This window comes from Bordetella sp., assembly GCF_057362025.1.
On record NZ_JBMQQZ010000003.1, the window covers coordinates 225,785 to 247,983 of the forward strand.

A 22,199-nucleotide genomic window follows, 5' to 3' on the forward strand; every position below is an offset into this window, starting at 1 on the left:
AGAAGCCGGTGACGATGAATGGCCGCCACCGAGGAATCGCGATACGGGAGCATCCGCTATAGCGAACGGTTGGCCGAGGCGGGCATCGAACAGTTGGTCGGCAGCCGTGGCGACCGCTACGACAACGCCTTGGCCGAGACGATCAACGGTCTGTACAAAGCCGAACTGATCCACCGTCGTGCCTTACATCTGGCCTGCAGTCTGTGCACGCGCCCTGGCGCGCTCCGCATCCTGCAATTCGCGCCATGCGATCTTCCCTGTAGCAAGCCGAGGGAGGTCGTCGACGAAATCGACCAGCCTCGGGTACTTGTAGGCCGCCATTCTGGCTTTGCACCAGTCGATGATATGGCAGGGCTCAACGCGTCCCTTGGCGCCTTCGCGCAGCACGATGATTGCCTTTACCGTCTCGCCACGATATGGGTCATGCGCGGCTATGACGCACGCCTCGCGCACGTCAGGGTGCTCATGCAGCAACGCTTCAATTTCCGTCGGCCACACCTTGTATCCCGACGCATTGACCATGCGCTTAAGGCGGTCGACGATGAAAAAATACCCTTCGCTATCTACGTAGCCCAGGTCTCCGGTACGAAAGAACGATCTTCCGTCCAGATCGATGAAGGCATCGCGCGTGGCCTGTTCGTTTCGCCAATAGCCGCCAAACATCTTGTCGCTGCATATCACTATTTCGCCTATCGCACTCCCTGCCAGTTCCTGCAGGGTTTCGGGATCGACGATACGGGCGTCGGTGTTGAACAGGGGAACGCCCAGGCACTGGCGCTTGAAATGAGCCGCCGGATTTCCCATGAAGGGCATGCCCTCCGACAACCCGTAGCCTTCCAGAAAGTCCACGCCCAGCAATGCTTTTATTCGTTCGCCGATCGCCTGCGGCATACCGGCGCCGCCGCCGCCCACGCGGCGCAGCGAGCGGAGGTCGTAGCTGGAAAGCCGATCGCTGGCCAGGAAATCGATCATCACGGTCGGCATCGTATTCCAATGGGTGACCTTATGCCGGGCAATCAATTCGGCTGCGCTATCGCGATTCCAGCGCGGCAACAGGACCAATGTACCGCCGACGTATATCGGCGTGTTCATCATGTTCTGCATGCCCGTAATATGGAAAAACGGCAAGGCCGCCAACACAACGGTTTCCGACTGCATATGCATCCAGTGGGCAACGGTGTTGATACTGGCCATCATCGAGCGGTGCGTATGCATGCAGCCCTTCGGCCTGCCGGTCGTCCCCGAGCTATAAAGGATTACGGCAAGCTGCTCCGGGCTTTGGTCCACAGGACGGGAAGGGGCAAGATCCGCCTCCAGTACGCTTTCAAAATCATGTAACTCAGGTGCGCGGTCGTCCGGTTCGGACAATATTCCCGCATCCGCTGCCGGGCTATCGACGACAACGACGCCGGCAAGGGCCGACGGGTTTTCCATCCCCAAGAGTTCGGGCACCATGCCGGCGCTGGTGAATGCGAAGCGCGCGCCTGTGTCTGCCTGGTAATGTGCAAGCTCGCCGCGCTTGTTCATTGGATTGACGGGCACCACCACCGCGCCCACGCGCAGGATCGCATAGTAGGCAACGATGAATTCCCGGCAGTTTTGCATATAAAGCATGACGGGCTCCGAACTGCGGACGCCCAGGCGGTGCTCCAGGAATCCCGACATCCGCTCCACCGCTGCCAGCAGTTCGCTGTAGGTCAGGGTTCCACGCTCGTCGATCAAGGCCGCCTTTTCCGGGAAGCGGGTTGCCGACACCAGGAGATTGAAGTGAAGGTTTGTCCCGGGCGTCGCGATCTGGTGTGGAAGATGCCCGGGCCAGTGGCTGACTTGCTGTGGTGTCATGGTCGACCTATTTATGCGGCTTGATTGCGGTCAATCGAGGGTGATATGGAGATCGGAGATGGCTTTGGCCCAGGTCTCGCGATCACGGGCAACGCGTTTGCCGAAAGTCTCTTGATCGGTGCCGGTAGGCTCTTGTCCTGTCACGATCATGCGATCGGCAACATCCTTGCGGTGGACGGCCGTCAGGACTGCTTTGGATATTGTGTCGATCACGGCTTTGGGCGTTGCGGCAGGCGCGAAGATTCCACACCAGCCGCTGGCGTTCATTTCGGGATAACCCGCCTCGATGAAGGTCGGAACGTCGGGGAGCAATATGGCCCGCACGGGGTTGGCGACGGCAAGTATGCGGATCTTATGGGCGTCGGCGTACTGCTTGTAGGTGCCCACTGCGCCCCAGGCGCTGGTCGTGCGGCCAGCCAACATGTCCTGCAGCGCCGGAATTTCGCCGCCATAAGGAACATGGATCAGCTTTATCCCGGCATGTTGGGAGAACTGCGCTGCCCAGATATGGGCAGATGATCCCTTGCCGTACGAGCCGTAGCTCAATTGCTCAGGCTCCTTTTTCGCCAGCGCAACGAACGACTGCAGGTCAGTGACCGGAACCTGGATCCCCACCCCGAATGCGACGGGGGTATTGGCGACTTCCGCCACGGGCGCGAGATCGCTCAGCCGGTACGACGCGTTCTTGTGCAGCAGATCCGCCTGCAATACGCCGGTATGGGTCATCAATAGGGTATAGCCGTCGGCTGGCGCCTGGGCGACGGTGGAGGCCGCGATCATGCCACTTGCGCCCGTTCGGTTTTCTACGATGACCGGCTGCTTCAGTTGGTTGGACAATTCGGCGCTGAGAATCCGCGCAATCGTATCGATACTGCCTCCCGCATTGGTGGGCACGATGATCCGGATGGGCTTTTCCGGAAAGCCGGACGGGGCGGCGGCGACGTTGGCCTGCACGCCGACGCATGCGGCAATACAAAGAATCCTGCATACCGACAGGAAAGCATGATTGTTCATGATGACTCCAGCATGGCATAAGGGAAGGAAAGGGATAGAGGACGCAGTAGCTGCCGCGTGTCGCCTCAGGGGCGATCTACCTCGCTCAGGAAGCGAGGCAGGCTGGAAAACCGCGCCAGGTGGTGGTCGGTGTCGCCCAACATGGCTTCGATAACGGTCAGCCGCTTCACGTAGTGGGAGACCGCAAGCTCGTCTGAAAGCCCTATTCCCCCGTGCAACTGCACCGCCTGCTGCGAGATGAACTTCATGGCCTGCCCCGCGCGCACTTTGGCTGCCGAGGCCAACCGCTTGCGGTCGCCTGCCTCCAACGGCGTGGACATTTCCGCTGCTGCCAGTGTTGCGACAGCACGCGCCTGCGCCAGATGAATCGCCATGTCGACCATACGATGCTGCAATGCCTGGAAGCTGCCGATTGGCACGCCGAACTGCTTGCGGGTTTTGAGATATTCCAATGTCGCCGCGTTCAGCGCTTCCATGGCGCCGATGGCCTCGCCGCACGCCAGTACGATGCCATAATCGGTCACTGCTTCCAGCATCCCCCAACCCTTGCCTTGTGCAGACAGCAGGGCCGAGGAAGGCACCCGGACATTTCTCAGCACGATGTCCGCGGCACGTAGCCCATCGATCGTCCGGTAGCCGCGCGCGGTCAGGCCGGCGGCGTTTGCGGGAACGAGAAAGAGGGAGATGCCATCGGGCTCCCGCTGTCCCCCGGATGTGCGTGCCGATACGATCGCATAACCGGCCTGTGCACCGTGCAGCGCAATCGTTTTGACACCGTCAAGGACGTAGTCGCCATCGTGCAGCCTGGCGGACGTGGCCACATCGAAAAGTTCGTGGCGGGACTGCCGTTCTCCAAGCGCGCACGTCATCGTCAGCGTACCGGAGGTAACTTCTTCCAGGAGTGCAGTGTGACTACCCGATAACCGGAGGAACTCCGCTGCCATCGCCGTTGCCAGTACGGGCTCCACGACCAGGCCCCTGCCCAATTCCTCCATGACGATGAACATGTCCATGACGGTCCCACCCAATCCGCCAACGGATTCTGGAAGCGGCAGGGCAAGGACGCCAAGCTCGGAGAGTGCGCGCCATGCCTGCTCCGACACGCCGAGCTCACTGTGGATGACAGAGCGGCGTGCTTCAAAGCCGTAGTCTTTGTCGACCCATCGGCGCACTGCGTTGGCGAACTGCTGTTGATCCTGCGTATAGTCGAAGTCCACGTTCCCGCTCCTTAGAGACCCAACGCCAGTTTGGCGATGACGTTCTTCTGAATTTCGTTGGAACCCCCGTAGATCGCGATCTTTCTGGAGTTGAAATACAGAGATGCGAGAGGCGCCGCGTCGTCGTTCTCGGTCACGGAATGGTCTCGCTCGCCGGCAATGAACGCAGGGTCGAAGGGCGATCCATAGGGGCCGACGGACTCGAGCATGAGTTCCGCGATGGCCAACTGGATCTCGCTGCCTTTTACCTTCAGCATCGAAGCCTCCGGCGTCGGGGATTTCCGCTGTTCTCCCTGCGAGATGGTCTTCAGCACCAGCATCTCCAGCCCCATCAGGTCGATTTCCAGCGAGGCGATCTTGGCCGCAAAGATGGGATCCTTGAGCAAGGATTCCCCATTCTTCGTCTGTTTGTATGCCAGCCGCTTGAGCGATCGGAGCTCGCGTTTCGAGCGGCCGACGGCCGCGATATTGGTACGCTCATGGCCCAGCAGATATTTGGCGTAGGTCCACCCCTTGTTCTCTTCGCCGATCAGGTTTTGCGCGGGTACCTTCACGTTGTCGAAGAACACTTCGTTGACCTCATGTTCCTCATCCAGCATGACGATGGGCCTAACGGTGATGCCCGGCGATTTCATATCTATCAGGATGAAGGAGATTCCTTCCTGTTTGCGAGCAGTGGGATCGGTGCGCACCAGGCAGAAGATCATGTTGGCGTACTGCGCCCATGTCGTCCACGTCTTTTGGCCGTTAACGAGGTAGTGATCGCCTGCGCGTTCGGCACGTGTGTTTATCGCCGCAAGGTCGGAGCCGGCGCCCGGCTCCGAATAGCCCTGGCACCACCAATCATCGCAGTTGAGAATGCGTGGCAGATAATGGCGTTTCTGGACATCCGTCCCGAAGGCCATGATGACCGGAGCCACCATGTTCACACCGAACGGCATGATGATGGGGGCGCCGGCGGCAGCGCAAGCTTCGTCCCAGATGTGACGCTGCACCGTGTTCCAGCCGGTGCCGCCATATTCCACGGGCCAGCTTGCCCCGGCCCAACCCTGGGCGGCCACGATCTTGTGCCATCGAACGAAGTCCTCCCGGTCCAGGCGCTTGTGATTCAGTACCTTGGCTCTTAAGTCGTTCGGGAGGTTTTCCCGTAGCCATGCGACGACGGTCTTGCGAAACTCCAGGTCCTGCGGACTGTAGCTGAGGTCCACGGTATCTCCAGGTGTGCCGATTGCAGGTGAAAAAAGAGGGCGCCGCAAACCGCGGTCAGATCGGGGGCCAGTTGAAAAAGTCCGCCGTTTCCTCGAGCGGTGTGAGAGCGCCCCGCATGGCGGGCATGGCAATCTCTCCGATACTCTCCGGTGTCCAACCGTCAGACTGGTGGACGGACTTCACCGGGCGCGGCTGGCTCATCAGCATGATCTCGTTGCCACGCACGGCGAAGACCTGGCCATTGATGTCGCGTGCCAGCTCGCTGCCCAGGAAGACAGCGAGCGGCGCGACCTTCGCGGGCGTCATCAACTGCTGCTTGCGCTCCGCTGCGCGCTTCTGTTCCTCGGTGGTTACCGGTATGGAGGCGACCATGCGCCCCCAGGCAAAGGGGGCGATGCAATTGGACCGCACGCCCGCGCGCTGCATGTCGATGGCAATGGTTCTTGAAAGGCCGACGATGCCCATCTTCGCGGCCGCGTAGTTCGCCTGGGCGCGGTTACCGACCAGGCCGGAGGTGGAGGTCATGTGGACATACGCGCCGCTACCTTGCTCCTTGAAAAACGGTGCCGCGGCGCTGCTGGTGTAGAAGGAACCATACAGATGGACCTTGAGCACAGAGTCCCATTCCTCATCTGTCATCTTGTGGAAGAAGCGGTCCCGCAGGATTCCGGCGTTATTGACGATGCAATCCACCCGGCCGAAGGTATCGATCGCCTGCTGAACCAGATTCTGTGCTCCCTTGCGTGTCGCGATGGAGTCCGTATTGGCCGAGGCTTCGCCCCCGGCTGCCCGGATCTCTTCTACGACCGCGGCTGCGGGACCTGCGTCGCTCCCTTCGCCGTTCAGGGACGCGCCGATGTCGTTGACCACTACCCGCGCGCCGGCCTGCGCAAGCTGTAGCGCGATGTCGCGGCCGATGCCACCTCCAGCGCCCGTGACGATCGCGACTTTGTCTGACATGGATAGCTTCATGATTCGTTCCTGGATAGTTGCAAGCGCCCTTGGGCATGACTGATGACGATGGCGTCGCGAGCGGCGACGTAGCCTTCAAGCGCGATGTGGGTTCCCTCGTTCCACATGCGGAACTCGATGACGTCGGAGGGATAGACGGGCGCGGAGAACCGGGCATCGAAGCCGCGGAGCCGTGTGGCGTCTCCGTCGGCGAACGCCCGGATGATCGCGATGGCCGCAAAGCCATAGGTCGCCAGGCCGTGGAGGATAGGGCGTGGAAAGCCCGCTCGCTGGGCGGCTCCGGGATCGATGTGCAATCGGTTGTTGTCCCCGCACAGGCGATATAGAAGTGCGGCATCGCTGCGGACGGCATACTCGACACGCTGGTCGGGTTGGCGCGCTGGCGCCGCGGTCAAGGGCGCTGGCGCATCATCGTCCAGCATGACGTCCTCTGTGCCGGTTGCCGAAAAGCCGCCATCGCCGCGGCAATAGAACAACTGCCAGGCGTGGCCGTAGAGGTCGCCGTCTTCCGACTGCAATGTCTTGCGGACCGTGACCAATGCGCCTTTCGACTGCCCCTTGTCGACCACGCGGCAGATCCGCGATGTACCCAGTATGCGGCCCTCTGCCGGCAAAGGGCGGTCCAGGTCGACGCGCTGCTCCCCCTGGACCAGTCGGGTGGCGTCTATGCCCAAGGCCCGCTCGTCGCGTGCCCAGAATCCGGGAGACGCAATCACCGCCGCCATCGTGGGGACCGGCACCTGGTCGGTCTCGTCGACCATTCGCAACTGACGACGGTCGAGGGGATCCGAGATCGCACCGACGGCCAGCGCATAGAGGGCGGAGTCGCGCAGGGTGTAATCGTAGAGCGTGGTTTTGCTCCATGCTTTGACGGCGTCGAGATTCATGCGCTTGGCTCCGCCTCGTCCAGGACAAACACGGGGACTCTGACCGCGCCGGCGCGGGCGAACGCGACGCGCACGACAGCGCCGATGTGTAGCCGCTCGAGCGACGCATCCACGATGTTGCTCAGCATCCGGACGCCTTCATCCAGCTCGATGAAAGCGAGTGCCTGGCCGCCCGGATCGCCACCGTTTTCGGTGTACGAATAGATGGTGCCTCGGCCGCTGGCCGGAACCCAGTCCACCTCGGCGGAAAAGCAATGAGGGCAAATGCGGCGGGGATAGTAGTGCGCCTGTTCGCAGGCACGGCAATGGCCGTAGAGCAATCTGCCTTGTGCGGCGGCTGCGAAAAATGCCTCGTTCTCGGGATTTGTGGCTGGCGCTTGCCACTCGCGGTTGTCTATGAACATTCAATCAACTCCTTCCTAGGATCAGCGTCGCGCTTCCATGGCGAGCGCCGAGGTTTCCGCCGGTTCCCTGCGCCAGCGCGAGTTCGCAGCCGGGGACCTGTACCTCGGGATGCGCTTCGCCTCGGAGTTGGCGTACCGCCTCGATCACTTTGGTAATGCCTCCGCGGTTGGCCGGGTGGTTGTTGCATAAGCCGCCGCCGTCGGTGTTGAAGGGCAGCCTTCCGACACCGGAAACGAGATTGCCGTCCTGAACGAAACGGCCGCCTTCCCCCTTGGCGCAGAAACCCAGGTCCTCCAACTGAAGCAGCACGGTGATGGTGAAGCTGTCGTAAATGGAGGCGTACTGGATGTCGGCCGGCGTCACGCCCGCCTCTGTAAAAGCCTGTGGGCCCGATTGCGCGGCGCCGGTGACCAATAGATCGCTGCCTCCGCCATATACGCCGCGCGCGGCCTCGCCCGCGCCCAGCACGTCGACGACTGGCCGGGCGAGGCTGCGCGCGATTTCGGGCCGGGTGACGACCAATGCGCCGCCGCCGTCGCTGACGACGCAGCAGTCCAGGCGATGAAGCGGATCCGCGACCAGAGGGGAATTGACAACGTCTTCCACCGTAACGGGCTTCCGCAGCATGGCGTGAGGGTTGTGCTGGGCGTGGATGGATGCCGCGACCTTGATCCAGGCCAACTGCTCCGCGGTTGTTCCGTACTCGAACATGTGGCGCCGCGCCACCATGGCGTAGCCCGCCAGCGTATTCATCCCGAAGGGTTGTTCGAATGCGGTGTCGGGCGATGTCGCTCCGTACGCCCGAGGCCGGGCGGTCGAGGGATCGGACCGCGGCCGGCCGGCCAACGTAATCAAAGCCACGTTGCACTTGCCCGCCGCGATCGCCTGCGCGGCGTGGGCGACGTGTATGAGATAAGAGGACCCTCCGGTCTCTGTCGTGTCCATGTGTCTTACCCGCAGGCCCAGGTAATCCATCATGGACAGGGCACCCAACCCCGGGGCATCGCCGGCGCAGAAATAGGCATCAACGTCCTGGATGCTCAACCCCGCATCCGCGAGGGCGCCTCGGGCGCATTCCGCGTGCAGTTGAGCGACGGAATGCTGCTCCGCCTTGCGCAACGGGTGTTCGAAAACGCCCGCAATGCAGGCCCGCTTCTTGATGGTCATAAAGCCCTTCTTTCGTGTTGTTGATTCTGCCTGGAAGAACGTCGTTCTGTATTCTGGTCTGAATTCTGATCGAAATCCAGATCACGTACAATAGGGTTAACATGGGGGTGCACGCTTATCCCCACTTCGGCGGTGGTTCTTGCTTGCCATCGCATCACACACAAGGACGGCTTCGCGCCGCTCGAACGACATGAGTACTGCAGACTCCATGGACCGGGAGGTTCTGGCTGACAACATCGCTGCGTCCGTCTATGCGGCAGTGCGGGCAAAGGCGGTGACCCATGCGTTTCTGCCGGGGGAACGATTGAACGAGGGCGAATTGGCCCGCGAATTGAACGTCTCCCGCACGCCTTTGCGAGCGGCACTACACCGCCTGACGACAGAAGGGTTCTTGCGCTCGGTCGCGGGCAAAGGGTTCTTTTTCAGGGATCTGGATCCCAAGGAGCTCTTCAGCCTTTACGAGCTGCGCGCCGCGCTGGAAGTGGCCGCGGCACAGTTGGCCATCGAGCGGGCCAGCGACCAGCAGATCCAGGCGCTTGCGGCCATGGTCCGCGAGGATGGGGCTGCGGAAGGTTGCACCCAGATGGATCTGATCGCGCAGGACGAGGCGTTCCATGTGCGCCTCGTATCCTTGGCCGGGAATCTGGAGATGTCGCGCGTCCTTGAGAACATCAATGCGCGCATACAGTTCGTGCGGTGGATAGATCTCGGCGCCCCCACGCGCCGGGCGACGCACCATGACCACAACCGGATCGTCGATGCGCTTGCCAGCCGCGACAGCGACGCGTGCTCCGAGCTTCTGAAAAAGCATATCGGACGGCGCCAGGACGAGATCGTCGCGGTAGCGCATGCCCGCCTGGCCCAGTTGTTTACGGAAAGAGCAACTCGCTCGCGCGTGTGACCGCGCCGAATTCCGAATGGTTAAAGATCCTGAGCTTTCGATCTTTTTGGGGATGTGATGAAGATACTTGTGCCTGTAAAGCGCGTCGTCGACTACAACGTAAAAGTGCGCGTGAAATCGGATCAAACCGGTGTGGACATCGACAACGTGAAGATGTCGATGAACCCGTTCGACGAAATCGCGGTCGAGGAAGCGACGCGCCTGAAGGAGAAGGGCACGGCCACGGAAGTCATCGCCGTGTCGGCTGGCGTGCAGCAAAGCCAGGAAACCTTGCGCACCGCCATGGCCATCGGCGCCGATCGCGGGATCCTCATCCAGACCGACGCCGTGCTGCAGCCACTGGCCGTGGCCAAGCTGCTCAAAGCCGTGGTCGACAAGGAGCAGCCGCAGCTGGTGATCCTGGGCAAGCAGGCCATCGATGACGATGCGAACCAGACGGGTCAGATGCTGGCCGCGCTGCTGGACTGGCCGCAGGCCACCTACGCCAGCAAGGTCGAAGTCGAAGAGGGCCGGGTCAGGGTTGCGCGCGAAGTCGACGGCGGCCTGGAAACGCTGATGCTGAAGCTGCCGGCCATCGTCACCACCGACCTGCGCCTGAACGAGCCGCGCTATGTCACGTTGCCCAACATCATGAAGGCCAAGAAGAAGCAGCTGGATACGGTCACGCCGCAGGACCTGGGCGTCGACCCCACGCCACGTCTGAAGACCCTGAAGGTGTCGGCGCCGCCCGTGCGTAAGGCCGGTATCAAGGTGCCCGACGTGGCCACGCTGGTGGACAAGCTGAAGAACGAAGCGAAGGTGGTCTGAAGATGACGATTCTGGTTATTGCCGAACACGATAACGCCCAGCTCAAGGGCGCTACCCTGAGCGCCATCACAGCCGCCTCCAAAATTGGTGGCGACGTGCACGTGCTGGTGGCCGGCAGCAATGCCCATGCCGTAGCGGACCAGGCCGCGCAGGCCCCCGGCGTGTCCAAGGTGCTGTTGGCCGACGCGCCACAACTGGCCGAAGGCCTGGCCGAAAACCTGGCGGCCCAGGTGCTGGACATCGCCGGGGACTACGGCCACATCCTGTTCCCCGCCACCGCGTCGGGCAAGAACGTGGCTCCACGCGTGGCCGCCAAGCTGGATGTGGCGCAGATCTCCGACATCATCGTGGTGGAATCGGCCGACACCTTCCAGCGTCCCATTTATGCCGGCAACGCCATCGCCACGGTGCAGTCGTCCGACGCGGTGAAGGTCATCACTGTGCGTACCACGGGCTTTGACGCCGTGGCCGCGCAGGGCGGCTCGGCGGCGGTGGAAAGCCTGACGGCCGTGGCCGACTGCGGCCTGTCGTCTTTCGTGGGCCGTGAAGTGGCCAAGAGCGATCGCCCGGAATTGGCCGGCGCGCGAGCGGTGGTGTCGGGCGGCCGCGGTCTGGGTAGTGCCGACAACTTCCACATTCTTGAGCCCCTGGCTGACAAGCTGGGCGCGGCACTCGGTGCATCGCGCGCCGCCGTCGACGCCGGCTACGCGCCCAATGACTGGCAGGTGGGTCAGACCGGCAAGATCGTCGCGCCGCAGTTGTACGTGGCAATCGGGATTTCGGGCGCCATCCAGCATCTGGCGGGCATGAAAGACTCCAAGGTCATCGTCGCCATCAATAAGGACGCCGAGGCGCCGATCTTCGGCGTGGCGGATTATGGATTGGTAGGCGACCTGTTCGAAACCGTGCCGGTATTGGCGGCGGCGCTGGACCATTGAGTGTCGCCGCCCGATACGTGGCTGCGAACCAAGGGGGCGTGGATTCGAATCCTGCCGGGCGCGGGAACCTGACCCGGACAGCACGCCGCGCATCCGTTGCGCGGGTTTTTGGATCGCGTGGGAGCAGGCTGCCGGAAAAAGCAGGCTGACCGGCTGTCATCATCGGCGTTATGCTGGATACATGGCTACCGGAAGCAAGAAGGTCATTTACGTTGCCCTGGCAGGCAATCTGCTCATCGCCCTGACGAAGTTGTTCGCCGCGCTGTATACCGGCAGCTCGGCGATGCTGTCGGAAGCCGTCCATTCGCTGGTGGATACGGGAAACGGCGGCTTCCTGTTGTACGGGATGCGGCGGGCCAAGCTGCCACCCGACAAGCGCTTTCCGTTCGGGCACGGCAAGGAGATCTATTTCTGGAGCTTCGTGGTCGCGCTGCTCATCTTTTCGCTCGGTGCCGGCATCTCGGTCTACGAGGGCATCCGGCACCTGCGCCATCCCGCAGTGATTGAAGATCCGCTCGTCAACTACATCGTGCTCGGCCTGAGCATGCTGTTCGAGGGAAGTGCGTGGGTGGTGGCGCTGAAGGAGTTCAGAAGGCAAAAGGGCAAGCGGGGCTACCTGGAAGCGGTCGAGGCTGGCAAGGATCCCACGGCGTTTGCGGTGCTGCTGGAAGACAGCGCCGCGATGTTGGGGCTGCTGTTCGCCCTGGCCGGACTGACCTTGAGCGAAGTAACGGGCAACATGATGTATGACGGCGCGGCGTCGATCGTCATCGGGCTGATACTCGCGTCGGTGGCCATCCTGTTGGCCAGGGAGACCAAAGGCTTGCTGATCGGCGAGAGTGCCAATCCGGAGGTCGTGGACGGTGTCCGCGCATTGATCGAAGCGACCCCCGGCGTCGATCGCGTCAATGAAGTCCTGACCATGCATATCGGCCCGGACTTCATATTGGTGAACATCAGCCTGATGCTGTCGCCGGCCCTGGATCGTGCCCAGGCCCACGAAACGCTGGACCGCATCGATGCGCGGATACGGTCGAGCTACAGCCGCATCAAACGCGTCTTCATCGAATCGGAAACGCGGCTGCGGGGCGGCGAGACGGCACGCGCCCCTGGACCGGAGGCCTCCGGCTGATCGCCCGGCACAACCGCGGCCGGCCCGGGCAGGCTCAAGCCATCACCGCTGGATGGCGCCGAGCACCCGGGCTATGTCGGCCGCCGGCACGGGCCGCGAAAACAGGAAGCCCTGCGCTTCGTCGAAGCCTTCCCTTTTCACCGCGTCAAGCTGCGCCTGGGTTTCAACGCCCTCCACCGTCGTCGTGATCCCCAGGCTGCGGCCGATGCCCGCGACCGCGCGGATGATGGCCAGCGATTCCCGGCCGTCCGGCAGGTCGCTGATGAAAGCGCCGTCCACCTTGATCTTATCGAACGGGAAAGTGCGCAGATAGCCCAGGGACGAATAGCCGGTGCCGAAGTCGTCCATGGCGATTTTCACGCCCAGCAGGCGGATATCCTGCAGTATCCGCAGATTCGTATCGCACTCGTCCAGCATGACGGATTCCGTGATCTCCAATTGCAGGCGGCTGGCGGGAAGCCCCGACGCGGCCAGCGCCGCCGACACCGTGTGCACGAGGTCGCCGTTCTGGAATTGCAGCGGCGACAGATTCACCGCCACGGCGGTGCCGTCCGGCCAATGGCTGGCTTCGCGGCACGCCGTCTGCAGTACCCATTCCCCGATCGGGATGATCAGGCCGCTTTCCTCCGCCAGCGGGATGAACTCCGCGGGGGAGACCATTCCTTTGCCGGGATGTCGCCAGCGGATGAGCGCCTCGCAGGTACTGACCTTGTTCGACGCCAGTTCGACCACCGGCTGGAAATAGATTTCCAGCTCCTGGCGGGCAATGGCGCCCTTCAATGCGACCTTGAGCTCCAGCTGGGCCTGGACGCTGGCATCCATGCTGTCCACATATCGCCGATAGATGCCGCGCCCCTCCGACTTGGCGCGATAGAGCGCGACGTCCGCGGCGCGGATCAGCTGGTCCGCGGTGCTGCCGGCAGCAGGCGCGAAAGCGATCCCGATACTGGCCCCGATGGTGACGGAGACGTCTTCCAGCTGGAAGGGTTCGTCCAGCGTGCGGATGATCCGCTCCGCCATTGCCTCGACATGCTCGGGGGCGCGGAGGGCCGGCTGTATGACGACGAACTCGTCGCCTCCCAGGCGGGCGATGGTGTCGGTGTCGTCGACACACGCCCGCAGGCGGTCCGCTGCCTGGCGCAGCAGCAGGTCTCCGATCGGATGGCCATAGGCGTCGTTCACCGACTTGAAGCCGTCCAGATCCAGTATCAGGACCGCCAGTTGGGTGCCGGGGGCCAGGTGGGCAAGGTCGCGGTCCAGGCGTTCGCGGAACAGCACCCGGTTCGGCAGGTTCGTCAGGGCATCGTGCCGGGACATATACGATATCTGGGTCAGCGCCTGGAAACGCTCCTGCTCGGCGCGGCGGCGGTCGGACGTGTCGCGGAAGAAGATCGAAAGTCCTTCTTCCGTCGGGGCCGCGTGGACTTCCAGCCACATGCCCAGTGCGGCGACGTATTCCTCGAACGTCACCGAATCCTGCGTCGCCAGCGCCTTGCGGCATTGGGCGGCGAAGGCGCCGTTTTCTTCATCGGGGTAAAGGCGCCAAAGGCCCGTGCCTATCGCCTCGTCTCCCAGGCCCAGCAGGCGCCGGGCATTCGAGTTCATGTACGTCAGCCGCCAGGCGGGATCCACGACGAGCACGCCATCCAGGGTGCTTTCCAGGACGGATGCGAGCCGGTCCGCCGCTTTCTCCGCCGCGCGCCGCGCCGACTCGGTGACGTCGCGGGCCGCCTTGGCCTCTGTGATATCGCGCCAGATGGTCAGGATGCGCGTCGGCTTTCCATCCTTGCCAGGTACCGGGGTGGAGACCACGTCCATGCAGCGTACCTTGCCATCGTGGGTGGTGATCGTCATTTCGAATCGCGCGCGGTGTCCCGCGCGCGCGCGTTCGAAGGCGGCCGTTACTGTGCGCATGTTATCCGGCGTGACCACCTTGTCCCATCGCGCCTCGCTCACGTCGGCAGTGTCGGACAAGCCGAAGATCTCGCGGCCCGCCCGGTTGATGAGCAGCGGCGTTCCGTCCAAGTCCAGCAGCCGTACACAGTCCGGGCTGCTCTGGAAGATGCTGCGGATCAGGATCTCGCTTTCGCGGACGGCCTCTTCGGCGCTCTTGCGTTCGTGCACGTCCTCCAGCAGTCCGTACCATCTCGAGACCCGGCCGTGCTCGTCCAGACGGGCCGCCGCGCGGCTCCTGAACCATTTGTAGGTGCCGTCGAACAGGCGAACCCGGAATTCGATGTCGCAGGGATCGCCGGTCCTGACCGAAGCATCCCAGCGCTCCTGGGCCAGCGGCAGGTCCTCAGGATGGACGCTGTCGGTCCAGCCGGACCCGTACGTGGATTGCGGAGACAGGCCCGATACCTGGGTCCACGTCGCTCCGGCTTCGATGACGCGGCCGGCCGCATCGGCAATCCATGGGACCTGCGGATGAAGCTCGACCAGCGACCGGTAACGTTCCTCGCTTTCCCGCAGGACGCGTTCCGCTTCCCGCAACTGCGTCACGTCCGTGATCAGGACGAGCAGCAGCCTGCGGGAGAGGCCAGACTCCGGGAACAGGATGCGGTGCTTGTGCGTGACGAAGGTTTTGCCGCCCTCGGGCGAGGTGATGGTTTCTTCGAAGATGCGGGGTTCGCCGGTGGCGAATATCGCCCGGTCGACCGCGATGATGGCATCCGCCTCGCGGCGGGGCAGGAAGTCGTAGTCCGTTCTTCCGATGACCTCCGCCAAAGGCCGCCGCATCATGGCGCAGGCAAGCGGATTCATATAAAGAAAGCGGGACTGCTCATCCTTGACGATAACGGGATGGCGGAATTCCTCGAAGATGGCGCGGAATACTTCCAGTGCGCCATCCACGCGGCGCGGTTGCTGATCAGGTAGAGCAGCAGACATCCCATCTCTCCGAGGCAGTGTTGGGGCGGGCCCCTTCAGTCCGGCGTCGCGGATCATGCTTCAACGCGCCTTTTATTTAATCGTGTGGCGATACTATGCCATCGGTAAGGCCGACGCGCTGCAGGGATATATTGCCTTTTCGCGACATCTTGCCGAAGCGCCATCCGGCGACGTGGCGGCGGCAAGCCGGCCGTTCGAAAACGGATGTAGAGTCCATGAGCAATCCGCGTGCGCAACCCGCTCGCGCGGGCGCGCCGCAAAACCCGATAAATCGAAAAGGAGACAAGCATGGCTACCGAGACGTGGTCGGACCGATCGATAGCGATTACCGGCGCGGCGGGAGGCATAGGCGCCGCCTGCGCCCGCCAGCTCGACGCGCTGGGCGCATCCCTGATCCTGATGGACCGCGACGAGGCCGCGCTGCAGCGCGTGGCGGCGATGCTGCGCCCCGATGGCGCGCGGCGTCTCGTCGCCGCCGATCTCGGCGAACCCGGCGTGTGCAGGCAGGTCTTCGATTCGATTGATGAACTGTACGGGCTGATCCACATGGCCGGCATCTACCAGGCCGACGACCTGGCGCCGGAAAGCCGCGCGGTGTGGGATCGCACGATGACGGTCAACCTGGACATGGCTTTCGACCTGGCCAGCGCGGCCGCGCCGCGGCTGTGCGATCGCGGCGGGCGAGGAGCCCGCATCGTCATGGCCGCCTCGCTGGCCTATCGGCGGGGCTCTTTCGACCACCTTGCCTATTCGGCTTCCAAGGGCGGCATCGCCGGCCTGACGCGCGCTCTGTCGCGGCGGCTGGCGCCGCAGGTGCTGGTCAATGCCGTGGCCCCGGGCATCATCGACACGGCCATGCCGGCCCAGTTGATCGCCGCGCGCGGCGACGCGGTACGGCGCGAGATCCCGCTGGGGCGCTGGGGGACCGCTGACGAAGTCGCCGGCACGGTCGTGTTCCTGTGCAGCGACGCGGCCAGCTACATCACCGGCCAGATCATCAATATCGATGGCGGCATGGTCAACGGCTGAATCGCCGGATGCGGGCGAGATACCCGGCGTGGTGCGGCCGGGTCTGCCCGTGGCGTCGTTGCAGGTATGGGGTCGGCGCACGGCAACACGGCGAATGCCGTTTACTCGCGTGGCTGCGGGAAAACCCTAAATCAATAATATTGACCGATTGTATTACGAGATCTAGTCTGTACCTGGGCCGCCGCTCAATCGGTGCGTCGCCTGGGGGCCCGCCGCTACGCGCACATGCTCCGCGCCATCGGTCCAGGACCCAAGGGCGGATCGGCGGAGTCCATGATGGGATCGCCCCGGCCGAGGCCGTCCGGCACCGCCGATTCCGGCGGCATTTTTTTAGTCCGGTTTGTCGTCAGACAATCCGTCAATAAGATCGAAAAAGGAGGAAGCAGCCAAATGGTTTCAGTAGCCCAAGCCTCGCCGGTGCCTCTCGCCGGCACTTCCACCGAGCAGAAACGCAGGAATGCCATCAAGGGCGCGTTCTTCTCGGAATTCATCGATATGTTCGATATCTATCTGCCGGTGGTCGTGTTGGCACCGGTGCTGTTCTATTTCCAGCCACGCGGTATCGCCCCGGAAACCGAGGTTCTCCTGGCATCGCTGGTATTCATCACGACCTTGCTGGGTCGACCGATCGGCGCGCTGATTTTCGGCATGGTCGCCGACCGCATCGGCCGCCGCAAGGCTTCCATCTGGTCGGTGTCGGGCTTCGGCGTGGTGACGCTGTTGATCGGCTTGCTGCCGGGCTATGACAGCATCGGCATCGCATCCTATCTGTTGCTGGTCGCGCTGCGGTTCGTCGACGGCATTTTCCTCGGCGGCGGGTATACCGGCGCCATGCCGCTGGCCATAGAATACTCGCGCAAGTCGCAGCGCGGACTCGTCGGCGGCCTGATACTGGCAGGGTTTCCGGCCGCCTACGTCTGCATCAATCTGGTGGCGATGCTGATGTTCGCGCTCTTTCCGCTGGCCGGTGCGCAATCGCCGTACGCGCAGGTGGGCTGGCGGATTCCTTTCCTGATCGGCGCCGCCCTGGCCGGCGTGCTGGCCTGGTATTACATCCATAAGGTCGCCGAATCGGAGATCTGGCAAACCGAGGCGAAGAAGGATGGCGCCGGACCGGCCAGGGAGAAACTGCCGCTGATGGACCTGGTTCGCGGACGCAGCGGACGCAACCTGCTGCAGGTGCTGCTCCTGATGACCGGCTTCTGGCTGACGCAGAACCTGATCACCATCTATATGCCCACGGGATTGCTGGCCTCCACGCTGCACCTGAGCGCTTTCGACACCGCCGCCACGCTGCTGGTGTGCTACGGAACGCTGTTCTTCAGCTATATCGGTTCGGGCATGCTGGGGCAGCGCATCGGTCGCCGCCGTTTCTTCATCGTGGCGGGACCGCTGATCGCGACCGTCGGTGCGGCCCTGTTCTATGCGCTCTCGCGGGCCGGCGGCATGCCGCTGCCGGTGATCATGCTGCTGGTCGTCCTGCTGTCCGTCCTGGTGACTTCGCCATGGGGCGTGATCGTTACGTACATCAACGAGCGCTTCGTGACCGACGTGCGCGCCACCGGTTTCGGCGTGGGATTCAGCCTGTCGGTGATCATCCCGTCGTTCTATGCCTTTTACATGAACTGGCTGGGCCGTCTCATGCCGATGCGGTGGGCGCCGGTGGCACTGCTGGTGATCGGCGGCGTGATCGGCACAATCGGCGCCATGATGGGTCCCGAGACCCGCGATGTGGACTTTTAAGGATGACGACCATGCGCAAGGATAGGGCAGGCTTCATTGGCCTGGGCAACATGGGCGGGCGCATGACGCGGCGCCTGGTGGACGCCGGCATCGCGGTGACCGGCTTCGATACGGACGCGTCGCGGGCCGCTGCGTGCGGCGCGGCGGCCGCGCGCGGCGTCGGCGATGTCGTGGCGGCGGCCGACGTCGTCCTGATGTCGCTGCCGGACAGCCATGTGGTAGAGGCGGTGGTCGAGGGCGCCGACGGCGTGCTCGCGCATTGCCGCGCGGGGCAGACCATTGTGGACTTGAGCACCGCCGCCGCCAGTTCGACCATGCGGCTGCACGAATTGTTCCGCGACAAGGGCGTCCACTATATCGATGCGGGGATTTCGGGCGGCGCGGCGGCCGCCGAAAAAGGCACGCTGACGCTGATGATAGGCGGCGATGCCCAGGCCGTGGACGCGGTGCGCTGGGTATTCGAGCCCTTCAGCGCCAAGGCGCTGCACATGGGCGCCAGCGGGGCGGGACATGCGACCAAGCTGTTGAACAACTTCCTGAATGCGGTCAGCCTGGCGGCGACCGCCGAGGTAATGGTGGCCGGCAAGAAAGCCGGGCTGGACCTGCATCAACTGCTGGAAGTATTGAACAGCAGCAGCGGGGTGAACTTCGCCACGCAGAACCGCTTCCCGTACATCATCGATGGCAACTATCTGGAAGGCGGCTTGACGAACAGGCTGATGACCAAGGATGTGGTGCTGTACGTGGACCTGGCGCGCGAGCTGGGCGTGGCGTCGCTCAATGCGGCCGGTCCGTTGTCCTGCTTCGGCCTGGCCACCGCGCTGGGTTATGGCGACACGATCAGCAACCGTGTGGTCGACGCGATCGGCGACGTCTCGGGCGGCGTCAGGCTCAAGGACCAGGGGAGTCGATGATGGCGCTGACGCAACGGCAGCAAAACCTGAAAGATGCCTTCGTGCGCTTGCGTGGCGCCTGGGGCGAGGAATGGGAAAGCATCCTCAGGCTGGACCCGGGATTTTTCGAGGCCTATCTGAACCTGGCCTCGGTACCCTGGCTTAAGGGGCACCTGGAGCCCAAGGTAAGGGAATTCATCCACATCGCCGCCGATGCCGCGGCCACGCACCTGTACCGTCCGGGCATCAAGGCGCATATCGAAGCCGCGATACGCTACGGCGCGACGCGCGAGGAATTGATGGAGGTACTGGAACTGACCAGCACCGTGGGAATCCACGCCGCCAACGCGGGTGTCCCCGTGCTGCTGGAGGTGCTGCGGGAAGAAGGGCTGCGCGACGCCCCCGCACCGCTGGACGAGCGCCGCGAGGCATTGAAGCGGGACTTCCGCAAGAATCGTGGCTATTGGCACGAGACCTTCGACGGACTGCTCGAACTGGATCCCGAATTCTTCCAGGCCTACCTGGACTTTTCCTCCGTGCCGTGGCGCACCGGCGTGCTGGCGCCGAAGGTCAAAGAGCTGATGTACTGCGCCTTCGACGCGTCGGCCACACACCTGTACCTGCCCGGCCTGAAGCTGCATATGCGCAACGCCATCGGCTATGGGGCTACCGCGCAGGAACTCATGGAAATGCTGGAGATCGTCAGCACGATAGGCATCCACGGCGCCGCGGTGGCCGCGCCCATCCTGGAAGAGGCGTGGGCCGCGCGGGACGCCTAGCTTCTCGCCTGGGCGAGGCCGCGCGCCGCCATGGCGCGGGCCGCGCCGGCGCCGCCGCCTGCCTATTGCGATGGAGGCACGTGCAGCATCGCGACCTTGCCGGCCAGCGCCGGCGCGGGCGGCGGATAGCGCAGCAGGACCTGGGGGTCGTGGCCCGGCACAATGTGAGCGTGGCTATCGGCCAGCGTATCCAGCCGGCGGTGGCCTTCCAGCATGTCGCCGACATTGAACACGGCGGGAAACGGGCGGCCTTCCTCCATGTTGCGGTAATAGTGCGAGGCATCGGAGGCCAGCACGACCCAGCCGCGCGCCGTATGCACGCGCACCACCTGCAGGCCCTTGGTATGGCCGCCGATACGGTGCACGGTGATCCCGGGCGCGATCTCGGCATCGCCATCGTGAAAGCGGACGCGGCCCGCATAGACCTGTTCGACCATCTGCAGCACGTCGCGCAGGTTGAAGGCTTCCGCCATGCAGCGGTGGGCCATATAGCGGCCGGTGGCGTACTCCATTTCGCGGTCCTGCAGATGGAAGACCGCGTTCGGATAGGCCGCCAGGTTGCCGACGTGATCGTAGTGCATGTGTGTGACGATCAGGTCGCGCACGGCGTCGACGTCCACATCCATCAGCTTCATCGCATCGCGCATCGGATGGATCAGCTTGCGGCCGCGCGCGCGCGCCTCGTCGGCATCGAAGCCGGCGTCCACCACCCAGGTGCGCCCGGCATCGCGGATCAGCCACACGAAATAATCCATGGGCATGGGGCCGTTGTGCGGGTCGCCGCCCAGGAAATTGGCGGCGGCGGTGCGTTGATGTTCGCCATATTTGATGGCGAAGACTTCGTACTCGGGAAGCATGGCGGGTCTCCTCCGTCTCGGATGCGGCATCGGGCGATGATAGGTAATGTCTGACAGTCAGTCAATAATACAATTCAACGTGCCGAGGGACGGTATGATCCGTCCGCGGTTCCAACCAAGGAGATGAACGGATGATCGTCGAAATGCGTGTCTATCACTGCGCTCCGGGCAGGCTGCCCGCCCTGAACGAGCGCTTCACCGGCATTACGTTGGGGTTCTTCAAGAAGTATGGGATCGAGCAGATCGGCTTCTGGACCACGCTGGCGGGGCCGAGCAACCAGACGCTGACCTATCTGCTGAAATGGGAGAGCCTGGCCGAGCGCGAGCAGAAATGGAACGCCTTCCAGGCGGATCCGGATTGGATCCGCCAGCGCAATGCCACCGAGGCCGAGAAAATCATCGTGGAGCGGGTGGAAAACCAGTTCCTGGCGCCCACGGCCTATTCGGCATTGCGCTGACGGCGGTTGCCGGGGCCGGCCGGCCCCGGCATGGTTCTCCGGGCATGCGCCTTGCTGTCGACGCTCTCCACTCCCGGAGGTGCAGCATGGACTCAGGTCGCGACGGACGCATGGTCAGGCATGGTGGCAGTTTTTACCACTTCCGGACGGTGGAGCAGGCTGCGGGGTTCCTGCGGGCGCTGCAGGACGGCAAAAGCGTCGAATCCTGCCGGCGGCGCTGGCGTCCCCGCCTGGTGCAGGTCGCGGCTTCCGTCGCCGCGCCCGGCATTGCCCGGCAGCCAGGCAAGGATTGATCGCTATTTCACCGCCACCAGGACCGGCTGCGCCTGGTAGATATCCGCGAACATCTGCTTCAGATTGGCGATCTTGGGCAGATCGTTGTAGACGATGTACGGATAGCGCGGATTGTTCACCAGGAAGTTCTGGTGATAGGCCTCGGCGGGATAAAAGCCTTTCAGGTTCTCCAGCGTGGTGACGATGGGCTTGGCATAGACGCCGGCCTTGCCGAGCTGGGCGATATAGGCCAGCGCCACTTCGCGCTGCATGTCGTTGGCGTAGAACACGGTGGAGCGGTACTGCGTGCCGGTATCCGGCCCTTGCCGGTTCAGTTGCGTAGGATCGTGCGCCACGGAAAAATACACCTGCAGCAGTTTGCCGTAGCTGATCTGGCGCGGATCGTAGGTCACCGCGACCGACTCCGCGTGGCCGGTGTCGCCGTCGCTGACGTCATCGTAGTGCGCCGTGCCGGCGCTGCCGCCGGCATAGCCGGAGACCGCCTGCTTTACGCCGCGCACGTGCTGGAATACCCCTTGCACGCCCCAGAAGCAGCCCCCGGCGAAGACGGCGGTTTCGGTGGCGGCGGTCGTGGCGGGCTCGTCCTGGACGGGCGGCGGGATGGCGACCGCGGCTTCGGCGGCCTGGGCGGGGGCGTGTCCGGCGAACAGGGCCGTCGCGGCGGCGGCGCAGGCGGCAAGCGCCAGGAAAGGCCATTTGGCCGGGAAACGGGCGGCGAATGTCATGATGGGGCTCCGAAGGGGCGGGGGGCGAAGGAATTATGGCG

General features: G+C 63.6%; 21 protein-coding genes and 1 pseudogene. 11 read left to right on the forward strand and 11 right to left on the reverse strand.

The genetic code is table 11. From position 1 onward, the window contains the following. Nucleotides 1–36: 36 nt before the first annotated feature. Nucleotides 37–183 (forward strand): annotated as a pseudogene (locus ACO1P8_RS02240) (IS3 family transposase); the annotation flags it as partial. Here ACO1P8_RS02240 and ACO1P8_RS02245 read toward each other — a convergent pair. The 8 genes from ACO1P8_RS02245 to ACO1P8_RS02280 form a co-directional block, all read right to left on the reverse strand. Then, nucleotides 184–1,842, reverse strand: coding sequence for a long-chain-fatty-acid--CoA ligase (locus tag ACO1P8_RS02245; RefSeq protein ID WP_486294298.1), 1,659 nt, complete (start codon nucleotides 1,840–1,842; stop codon nucleotides 184–186). Nucleotides 1,843–1,872: 30 nt separating this feature from the next. After that, nucleotides 1,873–2,856: a Bug family tripartite tricarboxylate transporter substrate binding protein gene (locus ACO1P8_RS02250; protein ID WP_486294299.1), complete on the reverse strand. Its 984-nt coding sequence runs from the start codon at nucleotides 2,854–2,856 to the stop codon at nucleotides 1,873–1,875. Nucleotides 2,857–2,921: 65 nt separating this feature from the next. After that, on the reverse strand, nucleotides 2,922–4,073 hold the full coding sequence (locus tag ACO1P8_RS02255) for an acyl-CoA dehydrogenase family protein (RefSeq protein ID WP_486294300.1): 1,152 nt from the start codon (nucleotides 4,071–4,073) through the stop codon (nucleotides 2,922–2,924). Between the two features lie 11 nt (nucleotides 4,074–4,084). Next, the gene (locus ACO1P8_RS02260) at nucleotides 4,085–5,281 is read right to left on the reverse strand and encodes an acyl-CoA dehydrogenase family protein (RefSeq protein WP_486294301.1); all 1,197 of its coding nucleotides are present in this window, start codon (nucleotides 5,279–5,281) and stop codon (nucleotides 4,085–4,087) included. A 55-nt stretch (nucleotides 5,282–5,336) separates the two neighbouring features. Continuing rightward, on the reverse strand, nucleotides 5,337–6,254 hold the full coding sequence (locus ACO1P8_RS02265; RefSeq protein WP_486294302.1) for an SDR family NAD(P)-dependent oxidoreductase: 918 nt from the start codon (nucleotides 6,252–6,254) through the stop codon (nucleotides 5,337–5,339). Continuing rightward, the gene (locus ACO1P8_RS02270) at nucleotides 6,251–7,141 is read right to left on the reverse strand and encodes a MaoC/PaaZ C-terminal domain-containing protein (protein WP_486294303.1); all 891 of its coding nucleotides are present in this window, start codon (nucleotides 7,139–7,141) and stop codon (nucleotides 6,251–6,253) included. The genes ACO1P8_RS02265 and ACO1P8_RS02270 overlap by 4 nt, the downstream gene beginning before the upstream one ends. Continuing rightward, the gene (locus ACO1P8_RS02275; RefSeq protein ID WP_486294304.1) at nucleotides 7,138–7,545 is read right to left on the reverse strand and encodes a Zn-ribbon domain-containing OB-fold protein; all 408 of its coding nucleotides are present in this window, start codon (nucleotides 7,543–7,545) and stop codon (nucleotides 7,138–7,140) included. Before ACO1P8_RS02275 ends, ACO1P8_RS02270 begins: the two co-directional genes overlap by 4 nt. A 4-nt stretch (nucleotides 7,546–7,549) precedes the next feature. Continuing rightward, nucleotides 7,550–8,713, reverse strand: coding sequence for a thiolase domain-containing protein (locus tag ACO1P8_RS02280; protein WP_486294305.1), 1,164 nt, complete (start codon nucleotides 8,711–8,713; stop codon nucleotides 7,550–7,552). Between the two features lie 190 nt (nucleotides 8,714–8,903). On the opposite strand from ACO1P8_RS02280, the gene ACO1P8_RS02285 reads away from it, so the two are divergent. From ACO1P8_RS02285 to ACO1P8_RS02300, 4 genes are all read left to right on the forward strand, one after another. Next, a complete protein-coding gene (locus ACO1P8_RS02285) occupies nucleotides 8,904–9,614 on the forward strand; it encodes a GntR family transcriptional regulator (protein ID WP_486294306.1) in 711 nt (236 codons plus the stop codon). 57 nt (nucleotides 9,615–9,671) lie between these two features. Further along, nucleotides 9,672–10,421 (forward strand): electron transfer flavoprotein subunit beta/FixA family protein, encoded by a 750-nt coding sequence (locus ACO1P8_RS02290; RefSeq protein ID WP_486294307.1) that lies wholly within the window; start codon nucleotides 9,672–9,674, stop codon nucleotides 10,419–10,421. Between the two features lie 2 nt (nucleotides 10,422–10,423). Beyond that, on the forward strand, nucleotides 10,424–11,359 hold the full coding sequence (locus ACO1P8_RS02295; RefSeq protein ID WP_486294308.1) for an electron transfer flavoprotein subunit alpha/FixB family protein: 936 nt from the start codon (nucleotides 10,424–10,426) through the stop codon (nucleotides 11,357–11,359). A gap of 181 nt (nucleotides 11,360–11,540) precedes the next feature. Next, nucleotides 11,541–12,491 carry a cation diffusion facilitator family transporter gene (locus tag ACO1P8_RS02300; protein WP_486294309.1) on the forward strand — a complete coding sequence of 317 codons (951 nt, stop codon included), beginning with the start codon at nucleotides 11,541–11,543 and terminating at the stop codon, nucleotides 12,489–12,491. Nucleotides 12,492–12,533: 42 nt separating this feature from the next. On the opposite strand, the gene ACO1P8_RS02305 is transcribed toward ACO1P8_RS02300, so the two are convergent. Then, complete coding sequence (locus ACO1P8_RS02305) at nucleotides 12,534–15,380, reverse strand: EAL domain-containing protein (protein WP_486294310.1); 2,847 nt, start codon at nucleotides 15,378–15,380, stop codon at nucleotides 12,534–12,536. 288 nt (nucleotides 15,381–15,668) lie between these two features. Here ACO1P8_RS02305 and ACO1P8_RS02310 point away from each other — a divergent pair, with 288 nt between their 5' ends. The 4 genes from ACO1P8_RS02310 to ACO1P8_RS02325 all read left to right on the forward strand — a co-directional run bounded on the left by ACO1P8_RS02310 (nucleotide 15,669) and on the right by ACO1P8_RS02325 (nucleotide 19,824). Further along, complete coding sequence (locus ACO1P8_RS02310; RefSeq protein ID WP_486294311.1) at nucleotides 15,669–16,409, forward strand: SDR family NAD(P)-dependent oxidoreductase; 741 nt, start codon at nucleotides 15,669–15,671, stop codon at nucleotides 16,407–16,409. Nucleotides 16,410–16,799: 390 nt separating this feature from the next. After that, on the forward strand, nucleotides 16,800–18,152 hold the full coding sequence (locus tag ACO1P8_RS02315; RefSeq protein ID WP_486294312.1) for an MFS transporter: 1,353 nt from the start codon (nucleotides 16,800–16,802) through the stop codon (nucleotides 18,150–18,152). Between the two features lie 11 nt (nucleotides 18,153–18,163). Beyond that, nucleotides 18,164–19,066 carry an NAD(P)-dependent oxidoreductase gene (locus tag ACO1P8_RS02320; protein WP_486294313.1) on the forward strand — a complete coding sequence of 301 codons (903 nt, stop codon included), beginning with the start codon at nucleotides 18,164–18,166 and terminating at the stop codon, nucleotides 19,064–19,066. Further along, the gene (locus tag ACO1P8_RS02325) at nucleotides 19,063–19,824 is read left to right on the forward strand and encodes a carboxymuconolactone decarboxylase family protein (RefSeq protein WP_486294314.1); all 762 of its coding nucleotides are present in this window, start codon (nucleotides 19,063–19,065) and stop codon (nucleotides 19,822–19,824) included. The genes ACO1P8_RS02320 and ACO1P8_RS02325 overlap by 4 nt, the downstream gene beginning before the upstream one ends. Before the next feature lie 62 nt (nucleotides 19,825–19,886). Here the strand turns inward: ACO1P8_RS02325 and ACO1P8_RS02330 are convergent, their stop codons facing one another. Then, entirely contained in the window at nucleotides 19,887–20,681 is a 795-nt protein-coding gene (locus tag ACO1P8_RS02330) for an N-acyl homoserine lactonase family protein (protein WP_486294315.1), read from the reverse strand. Nucleotides 20,682–20,812: 131 nt separating this feature from the next. Here ACO1P8_RS02330 and ACO1P8_RS02335 point away from each other — a divergent pair, with 131 nt between their 5' ends. Both ACO1P8_RS02335 and ACO1P8_RS02340 read left to right on the forward strand, forming a co-directional pair. Next, nucleotides 20,813–21,139, forward strand: coding sequence for an NIPSNAP family protein (locus ACO1P8_RS02335; RefSeq protein WP_486294316.1), 327 nt, complete (start codon nucleotides 20,813–20,815; stop codon nucleotides 21,137–21,139). 86 nt (nucleotides 21,140–21,225) lie between these two features. Continuing rightward, nucleotides 21,226–21,432 carry a hypothetical protein gene (locus ACO1P8_RS02340; RefSeq protein ID WP_486294317.1) on the forward strand — a complete coding sequence of 69 codons (207 nt, stop codon included), beginning with the start codon at nucleotides 21,226–21,228 and terminating at the stop codon, nucleotides 21,430–21,432. A gap of 3 nt (nucleotides 21,433–21,435) precedes the next feature. Here the strand turns inward: ACO1P8_RS02340 and msrA are convergent, their stop codons facing one another. After that, a complete protein-coding gene (gene msrA / locus ACO1P8_RS02345) occupies nucleotides 21,436–22,158 on the reverse strand; it encodes a peptide-methionine (S)-S-oxide reductase MsrA (protein ID WP_486294318.1) in 723 nt (240 codons plus the stop codon). Between the last annotated feature and the right edge of the window lie 41 nt (nucleotides 22,159–22,199).